Origin of the sequence: Marinobacter litoralis (genome assembly GCF_003336705.1) — a bacterium.
GTDB classification, from domain to species: Bacteria; Pseudomonadota; Gammaproteobacteria; order Pseudomonadales; family Oleiphilaceae; genus Marinobacter; species Marinobacter litoralis.
The window spans coordinates 227,491-244,939 of sequence record NZ_QMDL01000003.1 but is presented as its reverse complement, the minus strand read 5'-3'; the positions used below and the strand labels follow the sequence as shown (position 1 = coordinate 244,939).

Below are 17,449 nucleotides of genomic sequence, written 5' to 3'. Positions count from 1 at the left end.
CTGCTGAGAACAAACGTATAGTACTCCTGACCGTGCTTTTTATAGCAATCCGGAGATGCCTCCCGGAAGTATATATTGCTATTCGTCGCCTTGTTATGGCGGAACTTAATTTACCTTAGCCGGCTAACTCGCTATGTCCAAAAGAATTATACCCGTCATTATTCTGATCGCCGGGGTGTTGGGGTTTCTTTATCTGAAGATAACTCGCCCGGAGCCTGCTCAGGTCACTGCCGTTGAGCGTGGCTGGAGAGTGCAGGTTCAATGGGTTGAGCCAAAAGCCCATACACCGGTGCTACCTTTATACGGCGAGATAGTCGCACCCGAGCAGGTATCCGTGGTCGCCGCAATGGCTGGGCGCATCGCCGAACGGCCGGTTACAGAGGGGCAGAGAGTAGAGGCGGGTACCTTGTTGGTCGCGCTGGACAGCCGGGATGTGGAGCCGCTACTAGCGCAAGCAAGCGCCCAGGTGGCGGACCTTGAAGCACAAATTCGTTCAGAACAGGTGCGCTACCGAAATGATCAGGCCTCGCTTAAAAGCGAACAGGCTATTCTGGCCAATGCCCGCCGGCAGATGGAGCGTGCTCGGGCGCTGGTGGAGCGCAAGCTGGCCTCGCGGGAAAACCTGGAAGCCGCTACAGACTCCGCCGCGCGCGCCGAGCTGACAGTGAGTGTGCGCCAAAGAGCCGTAGACGAACATCCGGCGCGCCTGCAGAGTCTGAAAGCCAGGCTGGCTCAGGCGCAAGCGACTCTTGTGAGCACCCAGCGAGATGCCGAACGTGCCCGGGTTGTTGCGCCTTTTGATGGCGTGGTCACTGATGTGCAAGTTGCCGTGGGTGATCAGATATCTCGCAATCAGAAGCTGCTTTCGATTTACGACGTTAATGGTTTGGAGCTGCGAGCCAGAGTGCCCGACCGGTATCGGGCAGAGTTACTTGCTGCGTTGGCTGAGGGCGGGGAGCTATTGGCCTATAGCGACCAACCAGAGATTCGTTTCAGGTTGGAGCGTTTTTCCGGCACCAGCGACCCTGCCGGAACCGAAGCTATTCTCTCGCTCACCGAAGGGGCGGGGGGATTGCGGCCCGGGGCTCTGCTGCCCGTTAGCCTCGAACGGCCCGTGCGCAGAAAAACAGTGGCCATACCGTTCGGCGCTTTGTACGGAGCAGACAGCGTGTACCTGATGACGGATGAGGGTCGGATGAAACGCGTTGAAATTGAGCGAATCGGAGAAGCAGTAAGCGAAAATGGAGAGCGCCGATTATTGATATCTGGCGAGCAGCTTACGCCCGGGGCCCAATTGATCACCACTCATCTTCCGAACGCGGTTACAGGCCTCAAGGTTGAGCTGGCGGGCGCTGCGGGAGAAGCCGTCCAGTGAAACGTAAAAAGGGTGTGATCGGGTTCTTTGTTCACCATCGGGTTGCCGGCAATCTGGTGATGTTAGTGATGATTCTGGGTGGGGTGCTGGCGCTGACCCGCATGAATCTCCAGTTTTTCCCGACTTTTGCGTTGGATTACGTCAGTGTTCGCGTGGTTTGGAGCGGTGCCTCTGCGGAGGATGTCGAGAGCGGGATAACCGGCCCGCTGGAGCAGAGGCTGCGAAGCGTCGATGGTTTGAAGAGCATGACATCCACCTCGGCCCAAAGCATATCGTCGATTACCCTGGAGTTTCACGAAGGCACAGATCCCATTCAGGCGGTGGACGACGTACGCCAGCAGGTGGACGAATTTAACAATCTGCCCGCGGATGCAGAGGAACCACGGATTACCCGCATCGAGCGCTATGAGCCGGTCGCCAGAGTGCTGATATACGGCGATGTGAACCGGAGTGAGCTGCGCCAGCTGGCCTATCGGTTCGAAGATGAGCTGCTGACCCGGGGTATTGATCGGATCAGTATTCGTGGCTTACCTGAACAACAGGTCAGTATTGAGGTGCCCGTTGAACGTTTGGAAACCATCGGGCTGACGCTGGAGCAAATAGCGAACCGGGTGGCCTCACTGTCCCGGGACCTTCCCGCCGGCATGATGGCACAGCAAGACGCCACCCGGGAGTTGCGCTCGGTGGAACAGCGCCGAAGCCCCCAGGATTTCGAGACCCTGCCATTGCTGAGTGGGGACAGGGTGCGTTTGCAGCTGGGTGATATCGCCATTATTCGACAGGAAAACCGCGATAGCCAGCGGCTGATGGAAAACAAAGGGCAGCCGGCGATAGAGCTGCAGTTGCAGCGAGTAGAGAACGGTGATTCTTTGGCTGCCGCCGCCGTTCTGGAGAACTGGTTGGCTGACACGCGCCCTGTGCTACCGCCCACGATTCAGCTGGAAGTCTACGACGAAACCTGGCAATTGCTGGAAGACCGGATTTCCCTGTTGGTGACCAACGCCTTGAGTGGTCTGGTTGTGGTGATCACGCTCCTGTATCTGTTCTTGCCCGGCCGGGTGGCTGCGTGGGTAGCCATTGGTATCCCGACGGCATTTCTGGCGGCGATGGCGGTGCTTTGGTTGCTGGGTGGCTCCATTAACATGATCTCGCTGTTTGCCTTGATCATGGCCTTAGGGGTGATTGTCGATGACGCCATCGTGGTGGGCGAAGACGCCGATGCTCATGCCCGCATGGGAGAAGAATCACTATACGCCGCCGAAGGAGCCGCCAAACGGATGGTCTGGCCGGTGCTGGCGTCATCGCTCACCACCGTGGCGGCATTTATGCCGCTATTGGTCGTGGGCGGCATCATTGGCAACATCCTGGGTGATATCCCGCTGGTGATGATCTGCGTTTTGGTGGCATCGCTGCTGGAATGTTTTATTGTCCTGCCGTCCCATTTGCGAAATGCTTTCAGGGTAAAGGCGAAGGGTGATCGAACCGGCGGTATGCAGCCGCCCAATAGCAATCCGATCAGCCGTTTTCGGGATGGCTTCGAACATACGTTCGATCGTTTTCGGGAAGGGCCGTTCCGCCGATTCTCCCTCCGCAGTTTGCAATACCGGGGCGTCACGGTGGCCGCGGCCTTGGCTCTGGCGCTTATAACGGTGGGGTTGTTGGCCGGTGGGCGGCTGGGCTTCAATTTTTTTCCCACGCCCGAACCCTCGGTCTTCTACGCGAATGCCAGTTTTGTTGCCGGCACCGACCAGCGCACGGTGCACGCGTTTATGCGGGAGATGCAGGAAACTCTCTCGGAAACCGAGGCAGCGCTGGGCGGCGGCCTGATTCAGCACGCAGTCACCACCTACGGTGCCACGTTGGGCGCAGAAGGCAGTTCTCGCAGCGGCGACGAATTGGGTTCCATGCTGGTTGAGCTGGTGCCTTCTGACCGCCGCTCGGTGCGTAACCCGGAGTTTATACGGGAGTGGCGCAGCCGACTGAACCTGCCGGCAGGTCTGGATGCGCTGAACATCAACGAGCGCCAGGCAGGCCCGCCCGGGCGAGACGTGAATATTCGATTGACGGGCAACAACGCTAACGACCTGAAAAAGGCGGCCGATGAGCTGGCCCAAGCACTCTCAACTTTGCCCGGCGTACTGGATGTTGAAGACGATATGCCGTGGGGACGGGAGCAGCTGATTTATCAGGTAAGCCCCTTTGGCGAGGCGTTAGGCTTGACGACCGTTGATCTGGGGCGTCAGTTGCGTGCTGCGTTTGATGGGCGGGTGGCTCAGATCTATCAGCAGGGGCGCGATGAAGTGGAAGTGCGGGTGCAGCTGCCGCGAGCCCAGCGCGAGCAATACTCCACCTTGGAACGTATGACTGTGCGTGTGCCGGATGGCCGATTCGTGCCTATGGCACAGGTGATGAACCTTGATCACCGGCAGGGCTTTCAGGCATTGCGGCACGCCGAGGGTAGGCTGGCGGTGGAGGTTGCATCGGCCCTCAATACCCGGGTTGCAACCACGGATCAGGTGCTCGAAAGCCTGGAAGCCGAGGTGTTGCCCGAAATCGTTAGCCGCTATGGCGTGCGCTACAGTTTCGAGGGCCGGTCAGCGGACCAGCGCGAGACCATGGACGATATGAAGGCCGGCCTGGTGATTGGCCTTGGCTTGATGTACGTGGTGTTAGCCTGGGTGTTTGCTTCTTGGGTGTTACCCCTGATCGTGATGGCGATTATTCCGTTTGCCTTGATTGGCGGGTTGCTGGGGCACTGGCTGATGGGATTGCAGCTTACGATTTTATCGTTGTTCGGCCTGTTTGGCCTGTCCGGTATCGTGGTTAATAACGCGATTATTCTGGTGGCTTTCTACAACCAGCAAAGGCAGAAAGGACTGGCTATAACAGATGCCTTGAACGAAGCCGTTGTGCAGCGGGTTCGGGCGGTCCTGCTCACCTCTCTCACCACCATTGGCGGGTTGACGCCCCTGCTGTTCGAAACGTCGCTGCAAGCCCAGTTCCTGATTCCCATGGCCACGTCCATAGCCTTTGGCTTGGCCCTGTCTACGGTTCTGGTGTTGCTGGTTATTCCGGCCCTGTTGTCGTGGGTGGAGCATTTCCGGGCGTGGCGGAGCGAACATCAATAACGGTTTCGTTTTGCTGGGCACTGCGTTCAAGCAATTCTCTCAGCCGCATACGCTCTTCTTCCTGCGGGGTGAGCATATCGACAATGATCTCGACCCGGCGGTTCTTGGCGCGGCTTTCCGAGGAATCGTTTTCAACCCGCGGTTCGGTATCCGCGAGCCCTTTAACCGCCAACCGGGTGGGTTCAACCGCTCCGGTTGCCAGCAGTGCGTTGGCAACGGCTGCGGCGCGGGCCGCTGACAAATCCCAGTTGCTGTAAAAACGCGAGTTGCGAATCGGAATATCGTCGGTATGGCCTTCAACGGTCAGCTCGCCGGGGATATCCGCCAGTACCTCGGCCATTTCCAGCAGCAAGGTTTCAAACTCCCAGGTCAGCTCGGCAGAACCGGATGGGAAGGACCCTTTCTCCTCAACCCGAATAACGATACGGTGCTGATCCAAGTCGGCTTCAACGGTGATTCGCCCGTCCTCAAGAGCTTCTGCCAGTACCTCGCGAATCCGTGACGCGTTGTCCTCGAGGGCCTCCTTGGCCGCCTCTTCCCGAGCTTCCTCTGTCGGGCTCTTGAGCGTCTCCAGCTCGGGCTTTTGGTCGGTGGTGGTCTGACGGATTTCGTTTACCACCGTGGGCTCCGGTGGAGCCGGAGAGAACTTGTCAAAAATAGGGCTGGTACCTTGAGGAATCTCCAGCGCGGGAACCTCACGCTGCACCCCGAAAGCTTTCGAAAGTTCACCGGCAATCTGTTTGAACTTCATGGCGTCGATCTCGGAGAACGACAACAGAAGCACAAAGAAGCACATCAACAACGACATCAGGTCGGCGAAGGTGACCACCCATGCCGGAATGCCCGGTTTTTCTTCTTCTGGCAGTTCTTCCATAGTGCTTATCCGCCGCTAGGCTCGGCCTCAGGCGCTTTGTCTCGCTGATTCGGGGGCAGGTAACTCGACAGCATCTGTTCGATAACACGAGGGTTAGTGCCTTGCTGTATGGCAACCAGGGCGTCGGTGTAGAGCATTTGCATGCGAGCCTCTTCGGTCATCCGAAGGGAGAGCTTGTCGGCTATGGGTGATGCAATCATGGTAGCGATCATCGCGCCGTAGAGAGTCGTGAGCAGCGCTACTGCCATGGCTGGCCCGATGGATTTCGGGTCTTCCATGTTGGACAGCATTTGTACCAGGCCGATCAGGGTACCGATCATGCCCATCGCCGGCGCAACATCGGCCATGGCGGTAAATACTTTGGATCCGGAGCGGTTGTAATCCAGGGTCATCAAGCGCTCTTTGTCCAGCAACTGTTTGATGGTTTCGTCATTCTGACCGTCGACCAGCATTTGAATGCCGCTGGCGAGAAACGGTGAGCTGACATCCCGGCCTTCCAGCCCCAAAGGGCCTTCTTTTCGGGCAATGCTGGCGATTTCGACCAGCTCCTCAATGCTGTCCTGGGTTTCCGGCAATTTAAACTTAAAGGCTCGGAGGGCTGCTTTAAAAGCGCCAAGAAACTGAGGAATGCTGAATTTGGCTAACACCACGAACATGGTGCCGCCCACGACAATCAGCAGGGAGGACGAGTTAATGAAAACATCGGGAGATACGCCGAGAATAACGGCTGAAGCGATGAGTAACAGTGCGCCGACAAGGCCGACCAGAGTAGCGAAATCCACATGCGCTCCGGAAATCTATTGAGTGGGGGTTGGTTGAAGGTTACTGACTGTCCATGGTTCAGGCAATTGCTTTATGTATCTATTTGCTATCTGAAGAGAGTTCTTTCCACGCTGCATATTTGTGCAAATCCGATTCGACCCATTTCAAGCAAAGCGCCACGACACCTGCATCATCAAGAAACCCGAATCCGAAGATGAGATCAGGGATCAAATCCAACGGATTCATCACGTACAGTAAGGCGCCAGCAACCGCGGCAATGGTTTTCCATGGCACGGCGCGGTAACGACCGTTCCAATAATCCCGAATCAGGGAAAACATCAGTTTGATGTCGGTGCCAAAACGTTGGAGGCGGCCGCTGCTTTTAACTTTTGCCTCGATCGCCTCTTGCCGTTGCAGCAGTGTTTCCAGATCGTCCTTACGGACCTTACTGGCTTCTGCGTTCAGTTGCTGTTCTGCGGTTCTTTTGGAAAACACTGCCATGACTGTACGCCTATAAGTTTTAGCCTACGAAGATGCGTTTGGCCAATCCTGCACCTTTCAGACCCTGAATGGAAAGCGTGGTGATCAAGCCGCCAATCATCGCGCCGACAAGGCCGCAGGTCAAAATGTCCTGCCCGGTCAGGTACAAGCCGGGGATGTCGGTTTTCGGCCTTAACCAGCGTTGTTCAAAGCGCTCAGGGGTATGGTCCAGTCCGTAGAGTTCGCCTTCTTCATAGCGGCAGAACCAGGCGGTGGACAGCGGCGTGGACGTTTCCACGTAATCGATCTTACCGCGCAGCTGAGGCAGCTTGTCGTAAACTTCTTCCAGCAGCCTGTCAGTAATCTCGGCTTTGAGTGCCTCGTACTCCTCGCCGCGCTTGCCCCAAGTGCTGCCTTGCCAGGACTCGAACATCTCCCAGGAGGTAGGCGCCACCACTTCCAGCGTGGATGTGCCCAGCCAACGGTTCTGGTAATCCGGATCTTTTGCCGCCGGAAACGACAGGTAGACCACCGGGAAAGGCGCGTTGTGAGGGTCTTTCAGGAAGTTATCCACACTGGCATCGTGATCCGCACCCGGATAAATCCAGAAGTTGGTGCGCGGTAATCCGAGTTCTTCTGGCGTGCCTTTCAGACCAATGTACAGGCCGATATGCGCCATGGAAGGTTTGATGTGCTTGCGGTCTTGTGGATAACCGACCTTTTCGGACACTTCCTTTGGCAGCAGTCGCTCATAGGTGTTGATAACCCCTGCGCCACTGATGATCTTCGGCGCCCGGATTTCTTCACCGTCGGCCATGCGAACGCCCACGGCTTTGCCCTTCTCAATCAGAATGTCGGTGACATCGGCGTAGGTAAATACTTCGCCGCCCGCGGCCTGAATGCCCGGAATGATCGTTTTGGCGATTTCCGATGCACCGCCGACCGGATAGTAGCCGCCGTGCAAATAATGTTTAGCGATGATGGCGTGAATCATGAAGCTGGACTGCTTCGGGGTTACACCGCAGTCGCCCCATTGGCCGGTAATGGCCCCGATGAGTTCTTCGTTATCGGTTAGCTCTCGCAGCACGTCGTAGGTGGTGCGGTTAAAACAATCCGGCAGTACTTTGTTCAACCCTTTCGATACCAACGGGCTAATCAAAGAGGGCGAGAGTTTGGACAGGGTATACCACTGCATGCCGCTGGTGACCTGATCAAGCAGCGCAACGTAACGATCGATGGCCTCGCCTTCGTCGGGGAATGAGGCCAACAGCGAATGGCGCAGGCCTTCTTTACCGGCCCGCAGATTGACGACTTTGTCGCCGAGGAAGAAACGGTCGTAGTTTTCATCCATCGGGGCCCACTTGAGCTTGCTGTCGGTAATGTAGTCGAACAGACGCCGGGCAAGCGTGGTGCTCACACCCATATCACCAATGTAGTGGACGCCTACATCCCATTCGTAGCCGTTGCGGGCGTAGCTGTGAGTATAGCCGCCGGCCGTGTAATGTTGTTCCAGCACCAAGACTCTCTTACCCGCGCGGGCGAGACATGCCGCTGCAGTCAGCCCACCGATGCCTGAACCGATGACAATGGCATCGTAGGGGCCCTTCAAGCGGTTGGCGCGGTACCGGGTGCCGATTCTGATGGTGCTGGGTTTGAGTTTTATTGGAGTTGTTGTCTCTGCCACTGCGGTGTCCTCAAGATCATGGATCGGGGCGGTCTGCTGAAGGGCTTCCAGTCAGCCGTCCCGGTATTATTTTTGGTATGACTTTTAGGATCCTATGGTTCGCTTTGCTTGTCCAGATTTACACGCTGAACCTTTGAAGAGAAACGCCGATGTCTCGCTGGTTACTAACGCCCTTGCAGCATGAAGGTTTCGTATTCGAGCCGGTCGAACTTCCGAGACAGCAACGCCAGCCCGATGACCGATGACAGGAAGGTCGCGCCTGCGTATCCGTAACCGTAGAAATTTGCACCCAGTTCGATGGTGGTGAAGGTGAAGATCACGTTGCTGGCGAAAAAGATCACGCACAGAGACACGTTGATGTGGCGAGAATCCAGATAAAACAGCACGTTCTGGATCGCCAGCAAAATCAGCTGCATGCTCACCGATACCAGATCAATGTAGAACATGGGCAGGTATAAGGTGGAGATACCGATAGCGGCGAGAATCTCGTCGGCCCAGATGAACAGAATGATCAGTGTGAAACTTTGCACCTTGCAGATTTCGTAGATGCCATTGCGGGCCACCCGCACCATGTCATCACGAAAACCGTTAATGTGGGCAAGGGTATCGCCTTCCCGGACGGCGGTGTAGAAACGGTCGTAGGCTTCGGAAAAATCGGTTTCCATACGGACAAGAAACACCGCCATGCCGGGAATGATGGCGAGATAAGCCAGGAAAATGGCAAGGTCGTAAATAGCCGATGCCCGCAGAGTCCCGATCACGTGCTGCGAGGTGTCCGGATGAAACCAGAAGATGAACTTATCGGCCCAGACGGCGGCGTTAAACAGCAAACCGGTTGCGATCAGTGCAGGAAAGATTTGTGAGCGCCGGGTGAAGCTGAAATCAATCAGCTTGTCGCTGGGGTATTGCCGAATGATGGTGAACAGGAAACTGAACAGCAACAGACTGTGCCCCAAAAGCAGTCCGCCTAACAACCCCTCGAGCCCGAGGCCCGAAAGCAGTAATGAAGCGATAATCGCTGTGGTGTAGCCAACGGCGAACAGCACCACGATCAGGTAGTAGGATTTCATCCCCGACAGGAAGATGGTGACAGGCCAGAGATTGCACAGGACCACGAAGTTAGCCAACATCAGCAGTTTATAAAGCGTGCTGGTGTCCGGCAGTAAAAACAGGATGGCAGGCAAGCCGCCGAGCAGGGCTAGCACGGTTGAAAGCCACAGCACGCCCATCAGGTTGGGCAGAATCAGATGGTTGCGTTTTTCATAGAGACGGTCGGCAACCCAACGTGTAAACACATGCTGGAATAGCCCGGAAAGCACCAATGAAATCGCCATGAGGTAGGTGACCGAAACCAGAAACTGCACGATTTCCAGATCACGGACGGCCAGTGTCAGACTCACGATACCGATCAGCATCACCCCGAGTACCGAGAGCACCCATGGGCCTGAGCTGATGATGCTGGCAAGCCCGTAGGCACCGATCAGGCTGCTCAGGCTATCGCGTTTGAGTATGCGTCTGAGTTCGAATCCTATACCCGCCATCAGTTTTCCCGGTTTTCGGCCGATAACGCCGTGTCGTAGATGTTTTGATACGAATCGTACATGGAGTCCAAGGTGTAAAATTGTTTAACGCGAGCCAGCCCGGCGGTGCTGGCGGCTTGCCAGCGTTGCTTGTCCAGCAGAAGCCGGGTGGCTGCTCTGGCAGTGGCTTCCGGATCGGCAATGGGCACCACCGCTCCACTGCTTCCTAAACGCCTGTCTTCAGCGGTGCCGCCTTCGATTAGCTCCCGACAGGCGCCCACGTCGGTGGCAAGGCAAGGCAGGCCCGCAGCATTGGCTTCCAGTATGACCAGGGGCAAGGCCTCGGAAATCGAGGTCAGCACCATCAGCCCAAGCTTCGGGAGGATGTCGTTCACGTTCTGGAATCCCAGGAATTTAACGCAGTTTTCCAAGCCCAGACTGCTGACCAGTTCCCGGCATTCTTTCACATAGACGGGGTCTTCTTCTTCCGGCCCGACGATCCACCCTTCAACGTTGGGAATCACCTCGTATACGGCGCGCATGGCACGGATAAAGGTTTTTATGTCTTTGATCGGAACCACGCGCCCTACAAGGCCCATTACCATTGGCGTTTCCTCGGGACGAGCGGCTAAAGCGCCTTCGAATCGCCCGGGATCAATTCCGTTGGGAATGATATGGGTGCGAGCGGGTTCCGCACCGTCTGCCAGCTGGCGTTGCTGGTTGCCAATGTAGAGCGAGATGATGGGGTCGGCCATTTGATAGGACATGCGCCCCAAGGATTCGAAAAAGCGGATCCAAAGCTTGCGAATGTAACCTAAATCGTCATTCAGGTTAGTGCTGACCTTGTCGGTGACGTCTTTGATCCACGCAGCCTGTGACAGGTCGATTTTTCGTTCTTTGGTATAGATGCCGTGCTCGGTCAGAATGTAAGGGATGCCCCGAGTCTCTTTTAGCATCGCACCCATCAAACCAGCGTAACCGGTAGACACCGCGTGAACCGCCCGGGTAGGCGGAATGTTCCGGGCGATCTCGGCAATTCGAAACAGCGGCCCATGCATGATTTTGATGGTCCAGAAGTAATCGATGAACGAAGGGTCGGTGCAATATTTGTTGTAACTTTCGTCGATTACTTTCCAGCTTTCTTCGCTGTACAGAAAGTCTTCTTTACTGATGCCGCCTTTGCGGCCGAGGCTTTGAAAGATCTCACTGAACACCCCTTTCGGCACAGGGGCTTTGTTGCGCAGCTGGTTGTGTAACTTACGCTGGGTGTCGAACGCAGCCCGATTGCCCTTGCGGGCTTTCGGCTTGGACTCCACCAATGGGTCCATCAGGTAATGACATTCCAGGTGAACCACGTTCTCCGGCAGCTCGTATTGCTGTTCGCCGTAATGGCTGCGGTCCCCGCCCAGAAAAATCAGCGAGAAACGGTACTGGGGCAAGCCGGAAATGATCTGATGTACCCAAGACGAAACGCCGCCGCGGACAAAGGGGTAGGTGCCCTCAAGTAACAGCGTGATGTCTGCCAAGGGTGTTTCCGGCGCTGCGGTTTTTCGCCAGATCATAGCCAACCCTCCATTAATTCTTTTACCGGGGCAGACGGGCCGAAACGTGAACAGTTGGCCAGATGGAAACGCACTTTTTGGAAGTCTCGAGCCAGAAAAGCGACTTCGGCCAGATACGGGTAAATCAATTCGGGGGGTGCTCCGTTAGCCAATGAGGCTTCGAATGCGTTGTTGGCCGCTTCGACATGGCCCAAGGCCAGCTCAATACGGCCGAGCAAACGCCAGTCGTTGTGAAAAGACTTTGCCTCTGTCAGTTGGACCAGCAGATGACGGGCGTTTTCCAAGTAATACTGTTTTAGCCCGCCTTGGGCCAAGCCCAGATACGCGATTTCCCACCAGGTATGGGCTAGCCGACGAGTCAGCCGGTGTCGGTCAGGGTGATCCGGATTGTCGAGCAGCCTTTTCAGTTCCTGGGCTCGGGTGGCGAGCTGCTTTTCCTTTTGTTCGAGCATCGAATACGCCAGCAGCCGGATGTCGTCGGAGGGGTCTTTGAGTGCTTCTTTCAGAACGTCGACGGCTTCCTGATCGCTTAATTGCCGGGATGCGAGCAATGCTTTCAGGCGTTTTTCGGAAGAGCTTGCCTCTCGGAGCACCTCTCGCAAACCACCGTCACTGAACCCCAACTGATCATCCATATCCATCGGACGATAGGGCAGCTCCGGTATGTCGGTTTCTTGCCAGGGGTTGTGTTGCTCGGCTCGGGGCAGTCGCAGCGGCAGCAATATACCCGTGAATACGCCAATGGTGCCGATGACAGGCATGGCGAATTGCAGTGTGAATAAAAAGATACCGGCCAATACCAGTTTGCGTCGATAGCTGGCGGGTAACAGCGGCAGGCACACTACTGTGAACACCAGTGTCGCCAATGCGTGCGCTGTTAAATAGGCCGACAGTGCCAGTAATGAAGGCAGCTCCGTAAACAGCGCAGCAAGGCCTCCGGCCTCCAGCGTTAGCCCAAGCGAAATGAGCCAACCGCTCATGCCGGCTCCTTTTGTTGGCGCTCGAGCCATTCCGTTGGGTTGGTCTTCTTGCCCAATGGCAATTGCTGAATGCGTGCGAACGATTCCAGATAACGTCCGGATTGTTGTTGTACGGCATCGGCCAAGCGCTGCAGGTAGGCAGCAGCGCCAAGCTCGTCGGTCAACGGCAGCAGCACAACAATTTGGGTGTCTTCCGCTTCCGGGGGCTGAGTAATCACGTCTAAGCCTCGACGCATCTGCTGTATCATTTGGTGGACATGATTGGCTGACGCTGCGCTGTTGAAGTCGAAATGAACGAGCGTAGAGGGCAAGTTGTGGTCACGGGCATCGCTATTGACCCGCGCAAGCTGGAACAGGAAGTGGCGCCAATCAGCCTGTGCTTGACCAGAAACCTGGCTGTGTTCCAGCAACATATCGGTCATGTGTCCCGCCATGATTGCCAGCAGACGGAGTGTTTTAGGCTGGAAACTGAAAAAGGGCATGGCCTCGACAGCGACAACACCGATCATGTGCTGCTCTGAATCAATCAGAGGGAGCGCGAGCAATAAATGAGTGTCCAAATCACCGCGGTTGTCGCGGTATTCGGTGTGCACGGAAACCAGAGTTCTCTGTTCCAATGCATGCACCAACAGCGGGTCATCAGGATTGAGCCGACCTGAGTTGCCCACGGTTGCCACGGGCTCTTTGACCAGCTCGCCTGCGTGGATCGGATAGATTGCCGCCACTTGTAATTGCCCGTAGCGGACCAGCAACCGCATGATCAACGCTCCGGTTTCGGCGTTGAGTCCGGTGCCCCGGGCATGCGATATCTCGCTGTAAAGCCGCCGCAGAGCTTCGCGAAGGCTGTTGGAGTTGCCGGCAAGTTGTTGCTCTAGGCGATCGTGGGAAACTTTCAGAAGGTAAAAGTTGCGAGTAAATTCTTCCAGACGCACGTGGCGGTATTGATTGGCCGCAACAAGCTTTTCAATGCGCCGGTCCCAATAATCCCGGAACTCCCCTGCGAGCAAGCTGGTTGCCAGAATCCCGACACCCCAGGTGTAAGGTAGTTGGTCACCCGGCACCACGCCGGCCCGGTACATTAGCGCAGCACCGGTGAACATCAGGGCGGAAGATACCAGAGCCATCATAAAACCGTATCTCAGGCCTGCGCCCAACGCAGCCAGTACCGGCCACGGGAAGGTCTCCCCGATAAACAAGGGATTTTCCGGATTCAGCCAAATCCCTACAGCGAGAAACAGCAGGGTCATGAGAATGGTTTCCAGCCATTTCACCCAAGCAGCCGTTTCTTTGCTAGAGAGGCTAAGATCGCCGTATACGTCGGATTTTATCATGTCGGTTTAACGCGCAGTTTCTATCACAGGCATTTCGTCCAGCAGATCTTCCAGGACTTTGTGGCCGGCAACTGCAACGCCTTCGCGGCCCCAGCCAGTGCGGGCTCCGGTGCCGGACCAGATCACTGAGTTGTCCTCAGCATCGCGGAACACCAGTGTCAGGCCAACGGCCGGCTCTCCATCGAGGCCATTCTTATAGCGCCATTCATCAACGGTGCCTTCCACGATGATATCAGCGCCTTGGTCCATAGCGGAGGCAATAGCATCTTGCTGACGATCATGATTGTCGTAAATCAGCGGGTTGTCATCAGCCGGGAGGTAAAGCTCAACCTCTGCAGCGCCTCGCGCACGCAGCAACGCGCTGAGAATGCTGGCCGCTTGATCGCCGGCTTGCGGGGTCTGTGACAGGTTGCCCAGTGGAATTACCGCGAAGCGGCTATCGAGATCGACGGGCTCGGATTGAGTTTGGCTCTGCATAACTGAGCAACCAGCCATTAAGGCCAGAGAAAGCCCGACGGTAAGGGATCGCATGAGCATCATAAAAACTCCTGTTAGTGACCTAAATAAAGGGTATACGTTAATTTTGCGTTTGCACGGGGCTGGCCGCCCAGACTGTCGGAGCTGTAGCCAGTGGATAGAGCCAGTTCGTCATCGCCCACAACGCGCCATCCCAGCCCGACACGGGCGCCGAAGTCAAAGCTGCCATTGGATAGTACGTAACCAGTGTCCAGCGCTAAAAAGTAACGCGGCGAAGGCCGGGTTCGATACAGGGCATGAGGTTCACCGTGGGACCATTCGGAGGTGAAGCCGATGCGCTCATAATCCTCGCTCAGCAAGTCGCCGGGTGCGAGTGGCGTTTCCAGCAGTGATAAGGCTTTGGGTGATAAATCATCACCAACGTTTAATGACTGGCGTTGATAATTCAGTGACAGGCGCCAAGCGGGATCACTTTCGAACAGACGATAGGTGGCTTGCAGATTGGCGTTGTACCCGGTGCCTATCTGACCAACGAAGGCTTCATCGATAGTGCGGTGATCTAGGATTCCGCTGAGCGTCAGTCTGGACCACGGGGTGTAGCTTGTCGCGAGCGTCAGACGGTTGCCCGAGGTAAGCCACCATGCCTCGGCGCTGTCGCTGACCCGCTCGTTAAAGGAAACGCTGGCGGAGAGTGTCACGCTGTCAGTGGGTTGGCTGTCCAGTTTGATTTGGCCGGTGGCTTGTTCTCCGCCCGCGAAGGTATAGGTGCCAACTTCGGCTGTGAACAAGTGATCGACAAAGTTGTTCTGCCACTGCAGTGTGCCGCTTGTGCCCGGTTTCGGTGTTTGTTTGAGCTCGCCCTGATCGTTGGCGCGGCTTTGTTCCGCCGAAAACAGCCAGCGGTAACGGTCGTGACTGAATTGGCCGGATACGCCAGCAGTGTTCAGAGAGAAGCCGCCGAGGTCGCGTAGCTCGACACCGGCTTGCAAGGCGCGATTGTCGGACTGGTAAAGTGGTTCTCGAGCCGATGGTTCAGGATCCCGAAGTTTTGCGTAGAGTCGGTCAATAACCTCGGGGCGCAGCGCTTCACGTTCTTGTGCGTGCAGAACGGCTTGTTGTCGCAGCGCTTCGGCTTCTGCATGTTTACCGGTTTCGTAAGTTTCTGCGTAATCGGCCAGAGCGAGGAGCTGGTTTGGCTCATCGGTCAGTTGTTGGCGTGCCGCGCTTAGCCATGCATTCGCCTTTCCGGGGTCCCCCAGTGCGAAGTGGCCATAAACCTGAAGGGCGTAGTCATTGGCTGCCGGTGAGTTTTCCAATAGGGCTAAGATTAGGGGCAAGCGCCCGGGTAAAAGGTCTGGCTGGCTTATCAGGAACCAGCCCCAGCTTGCCAGAAGCCCGGTGTTCTCGGGCGCCAAGCGGTAGGCTTGAACATACGCGTTCTGCGCTGCTTCGGTATTGTTTTGGTGTTGGTGCATTCGTGCACTGAGACGCCAGAACAGCGGGTCGCGTTTCGTTTGGCCTAAGCGTTCGCTCCAGGTTTTGAGCGATTTCGACAGCTCCTCGAAACGGCCCAGCGAGGCTTGTAGCTCGGCGATGATCGCTAAATGGCGGGTTTCTCCGGTTTCCTGATATTGCTCCTCACTCAAACGAAGTGTTTCTTCGGGTGTGCCGAATTGCCAGGAATAGCCAATTAGTTGATCTCTTGTATCGACCGTCAACGTACCTGCAGGCCGTGCGGTGAGACGATGGTAGTACTGCTCAAGAATGTCAGTACGGTTCAGAATGCGGGCCAAGTTCAGTCGCATGGTTTCGACTTCCTGTGCCAGTGCTGGTTCTGTTGGTGAGAAATCCAGCGCGGCTAAAGCGGCTTCCGGATTTCGAGTGCGCCAGTGCAGGTTGGCTAGCTGAACTTGTTCTTCATCTGTCAGGTTCGGCGCGGCTTCCAATAGATCAATCGCCTCGAAAAATTGGCGATTGTTCGTTAACAGAGCCAGTTCACGTTGCCGAAGTGTGGAGCTGGCGGGGTATTGTTGGGTGCCTTCCAACAAGTAACGGGTGGCGGCTTGAAAGTTTCCGACGCTGACCAGTGCGTCGGTGAGCTGTATGTAACCCTCTTCGGACAGCTGACGGCGCTTGGCCCGAACTGTGTGTAGCTCAACCAGCGTGGGCCACTGAAACAAGCCTTCCGCCAGATTTGTGGCCCGATCGTAAGCCCGCGTGGAGTCGTCAGTCGGGGATTGTTCTAAAAACAGTGTGCGCCAATACGCCAAAGCTTTTTTCGGTTGATTGCTCCATTCATAGAGCTGTGCCAGTTTTTCCTGGTCGGTTCGGCTGAGATTCTTGCCGCTGGCCTCCATGCGTTGTGCTGTTTTCAGTGCCTCGCGGAGGTTGTTTTGCCCGAGCTGATGCGCCAGCAATTGGCGCTGGATGTCGATGTTCGACGGTTCGGCTTTTGCCAGTTGTGCTAACCAGCGATTGCCGATTTCGGGCTGCCCGGCAAAGTTGGCGAGGCGGATACCTTGGCGCAATTGTTGTGGATTTAGCTCGCTTGTGCCGTGCAGGGTAGTGAACCGTTGTAAAGCGCGCTTTGGTTCATTGGTCGCCAGATCGAGACGTATCAGGTTCGCTACGAAGGCTTCTTTTTCCCCTGATGGTACGAGTTTTTCAACAGAATCCAGTGTGTAAGCGGCATCCCTTGGATTGCCCGTCGCTTCCTGAAGTTTTGCAAGCGCTTGGCCTGCTCTCAGCCGTTTAGTACCGGTTGCCAGTTCAAAGAATTGCTGTCGAACGGTCAGTTGATCGTTGATTGTCAGTAGTGGCAGGTTGTCTGCCATGAGCGTTTCTTTTTCCACAATGGTATAGGGCTGTAACAGAGCTTGTCTTAACGTGGTGGCAAGTTGGCTGCGCACCAGTACCTGCCCCAGCGACGTTTGAGCGCGAAAAAATTTTCCCCGAAGCAGCTCGGTGTAAGCGGACATGGCTTCGATAGATACATCGGCCTGCTTGATCAGGGGCGAGAGTGTGCTGATTGCTTTAGTGTGTTCCCCAACTTTTTGTTGCATTCGGCCCAACGTAAGGCGCAACGCCTGATTATCCGGGTCAGATTTGAGGAGAGTTTCGAGATAGGCCAGTGAGAGACTGTCGGGTGATTCGAGATACCCGGGGTCTTCGTAAATCGCCTGCCGTGGAAACAGCAGGTATAACGTAACCATAATCAGCGCCGCCAGGGCCAATAACGCAGGAACGCTGAAGAAAGCCGGTTTACGTTGACGCATG

12 protein-coding genes are annotated in these 17,449 nt (G+C 56.0%); 2 read left to right on the top strand and 10 right to left on the bottom strand.

From position 1 onward, the window contains the following. Nucleotides 1-133 precede the first annotated feature (133 nt). Both DOQ08_RS10870 and DOQ08_RS10865 read left to right on the top strand, forming a co-directional pair. Nucleotides 134-1,375 (top strand): efflux RND transporter periplasmic adaptor subunit, encoded by a 1,242-nt coding sequence (locus DOQ08_RS10870; RefSeq protein ID WP_114334953.1) that lies wholly within the window; start codon nucleotides 134-136, stop codon nucleotides 1,373-1,375. Next, on the top strand, nucleotides 1,372-4,503 hold the full coding sequence (locus DOQ08_RS10865; RefSeq protein WP_114334952.1) for an efflux RND transporter permease subunit: 3,132 nt from the start codon (nucleotides 1,372-1,374) through the stop codon (nucleotides 4,501-4,503). The genes DOQ08_RS10870 and DOQ08_RS10865 overlap by 4 nt, the downstream gene beginning before the upstream one ends. Here the strand turns inward: DOQ08_RS10865 and DOQ08_RS10860 are convergent. The 10 genes from DOQ08_RS10860 to DOQ08_RS10815 all read right to left on the bottom strand — a co-directional run bounded on the left by DOQ08_RS10860 (nucleotide 4,442) and on the right by DOQ08_RS10815 (nucleotide 17,448). After that, nucleotides 4,442-5,377: a MotB family protein gene (locus DOQ08_RS10860; protein ID WP_114334951.1), complete on the bottom strand. Its 936-nt coding sequence runs from the start codon at nucleotides 5,375-5,377 to the stop codon at nucleotides 4,442-4,444. The genes DOQ08_RS10865 and DOQ08_RS10860 overlap by 62 nt on opposite strands. A 5-nt stretch (nucleotides 5,378-5,382) precedes the next feature. After that, nucleotides 5,383-6,159 carry a MotA/TolQ/ExbB proton channel family protein gene (locus DOQ08_RS10855; RefSeq protein ID WP_114334950.1) on the bottom strand — a complete coding sequence of 259 codons (777 nt, stop codon included), beginning with the start codon at nucleotides 6,157-6,159 and terminating at the stop codon, nucleotides 5,383-5,385. 79 nt (nucleotides 6,160-6,238) lie between these two features. Then, nucleotides 6,239-6,640: a YkvA family protein gene (locus DOQ08_RS10850; protein WP_114334949.1), complete on the bottom strand. Its 402-nt coding sequence runs from the start codon at nucleotides 6,638-6,640 to the stop codon at nucleotides 6,239-6,241. A 19-nt stretch (nucleotides 6,641-6,659) separates the two neighbouring features. Then, complete coding sequence (locus DOQ08_RS10845; RefSeq protein ID WP_114334948.1) at nucleotides 6,660-8,303, bottom strand: phytoene desaturase family protein; 1,644 nt, start codon at nucleotides 8,301-8,303, stop codon at nucleotides 6,660-6,662. 164 nt (nucleotides 8,304-8,467) lie between these two features. Next, nucleotides 8,468-9,844, bottom strand: coding sequence for an exopolysaccharide Pel transporter PelG (gene pelG / locus DOQ08_RS10840; RefSeq protein WP_114334947.1), 1,377 nt, complete (start codon nucleotides 9,842-9,844; stop codon nucleotides 8,468-8,470). Further along, complete coding sequence (gene pelF, locus DOQ08_RS10835) at nucleotides 9,844-11,385, bottom strand: GT4 family glycosyltransferase PelF (RefSeq protein WP_114334946.1); 1,542 nt, start codon at nucleotides 11,383-11,385, stop codon at nucleotides 9,844-9,846. Before pelF ends, pelG begins: the two co-directional genes overlap by 1 nt. Next, nucleotides 11,382-12,365 carry a HEAT repeat domain-containing protein gene (locus DOQ08_RS10830; protein ID WP_227537601.1) on the bottom strand — a complete coding sequence of 328 codons (984 nt, stop codon included), beginning with the start codon at nucleotides 12,363-12,365 and terminating at the stop codon, nucleotides 11,382-11,384. The genes pelF and DOQ08_RS10830 overlap by 4 nt, the downstream gene beginning before the upstream one ends. Continuing rightward, nucleotides 12,362-13,696, bottom strand: a complete 1,335-nt coding sequence (locus DOQ08_RS10825; RefSeq protein WP_114334944.1) for a PelD GGDEF domain-containing protein — start codon at nucleotides 13,694-13,696, stop codon at nucleotides 12,362-12,364. The genes DOQ08_RS10830 and DOQ08_RS10825 overlap by 4 nt, the downstream gene beginning before the upstream one ends. Before the next feature lie 6 nt (nucleotides 13,697-13,702). Next, nucleotides 13,703-14,236 carry a hypothetical protein gene (locus DOQ08_RS10820; RefSeq protein WP_165823657.1) on the bottom strand — a complete coding sequence of 178 codons (534 nt, stop codon included), beginning with the start codon at nucleotides 14,234-14,236 and terminating at the stop codon, nucleotides 13,703-13,705. 11 nt (nucleotides 14,237-14,247) lie between these two features. Beyond that, nucleotides 14,248-17,448, bottom strand: a complete 3,201-nt coding sequence (locus DOQ08_RS10815; protein WP_114334943.1) for a tetratricopeptide repeat protein — start codon at nucleotides 17,446-17,448, stop codon at nucleotides 14,248-14,250. Nucleotide 17,449: the final 1 nt, after the last annotated feature.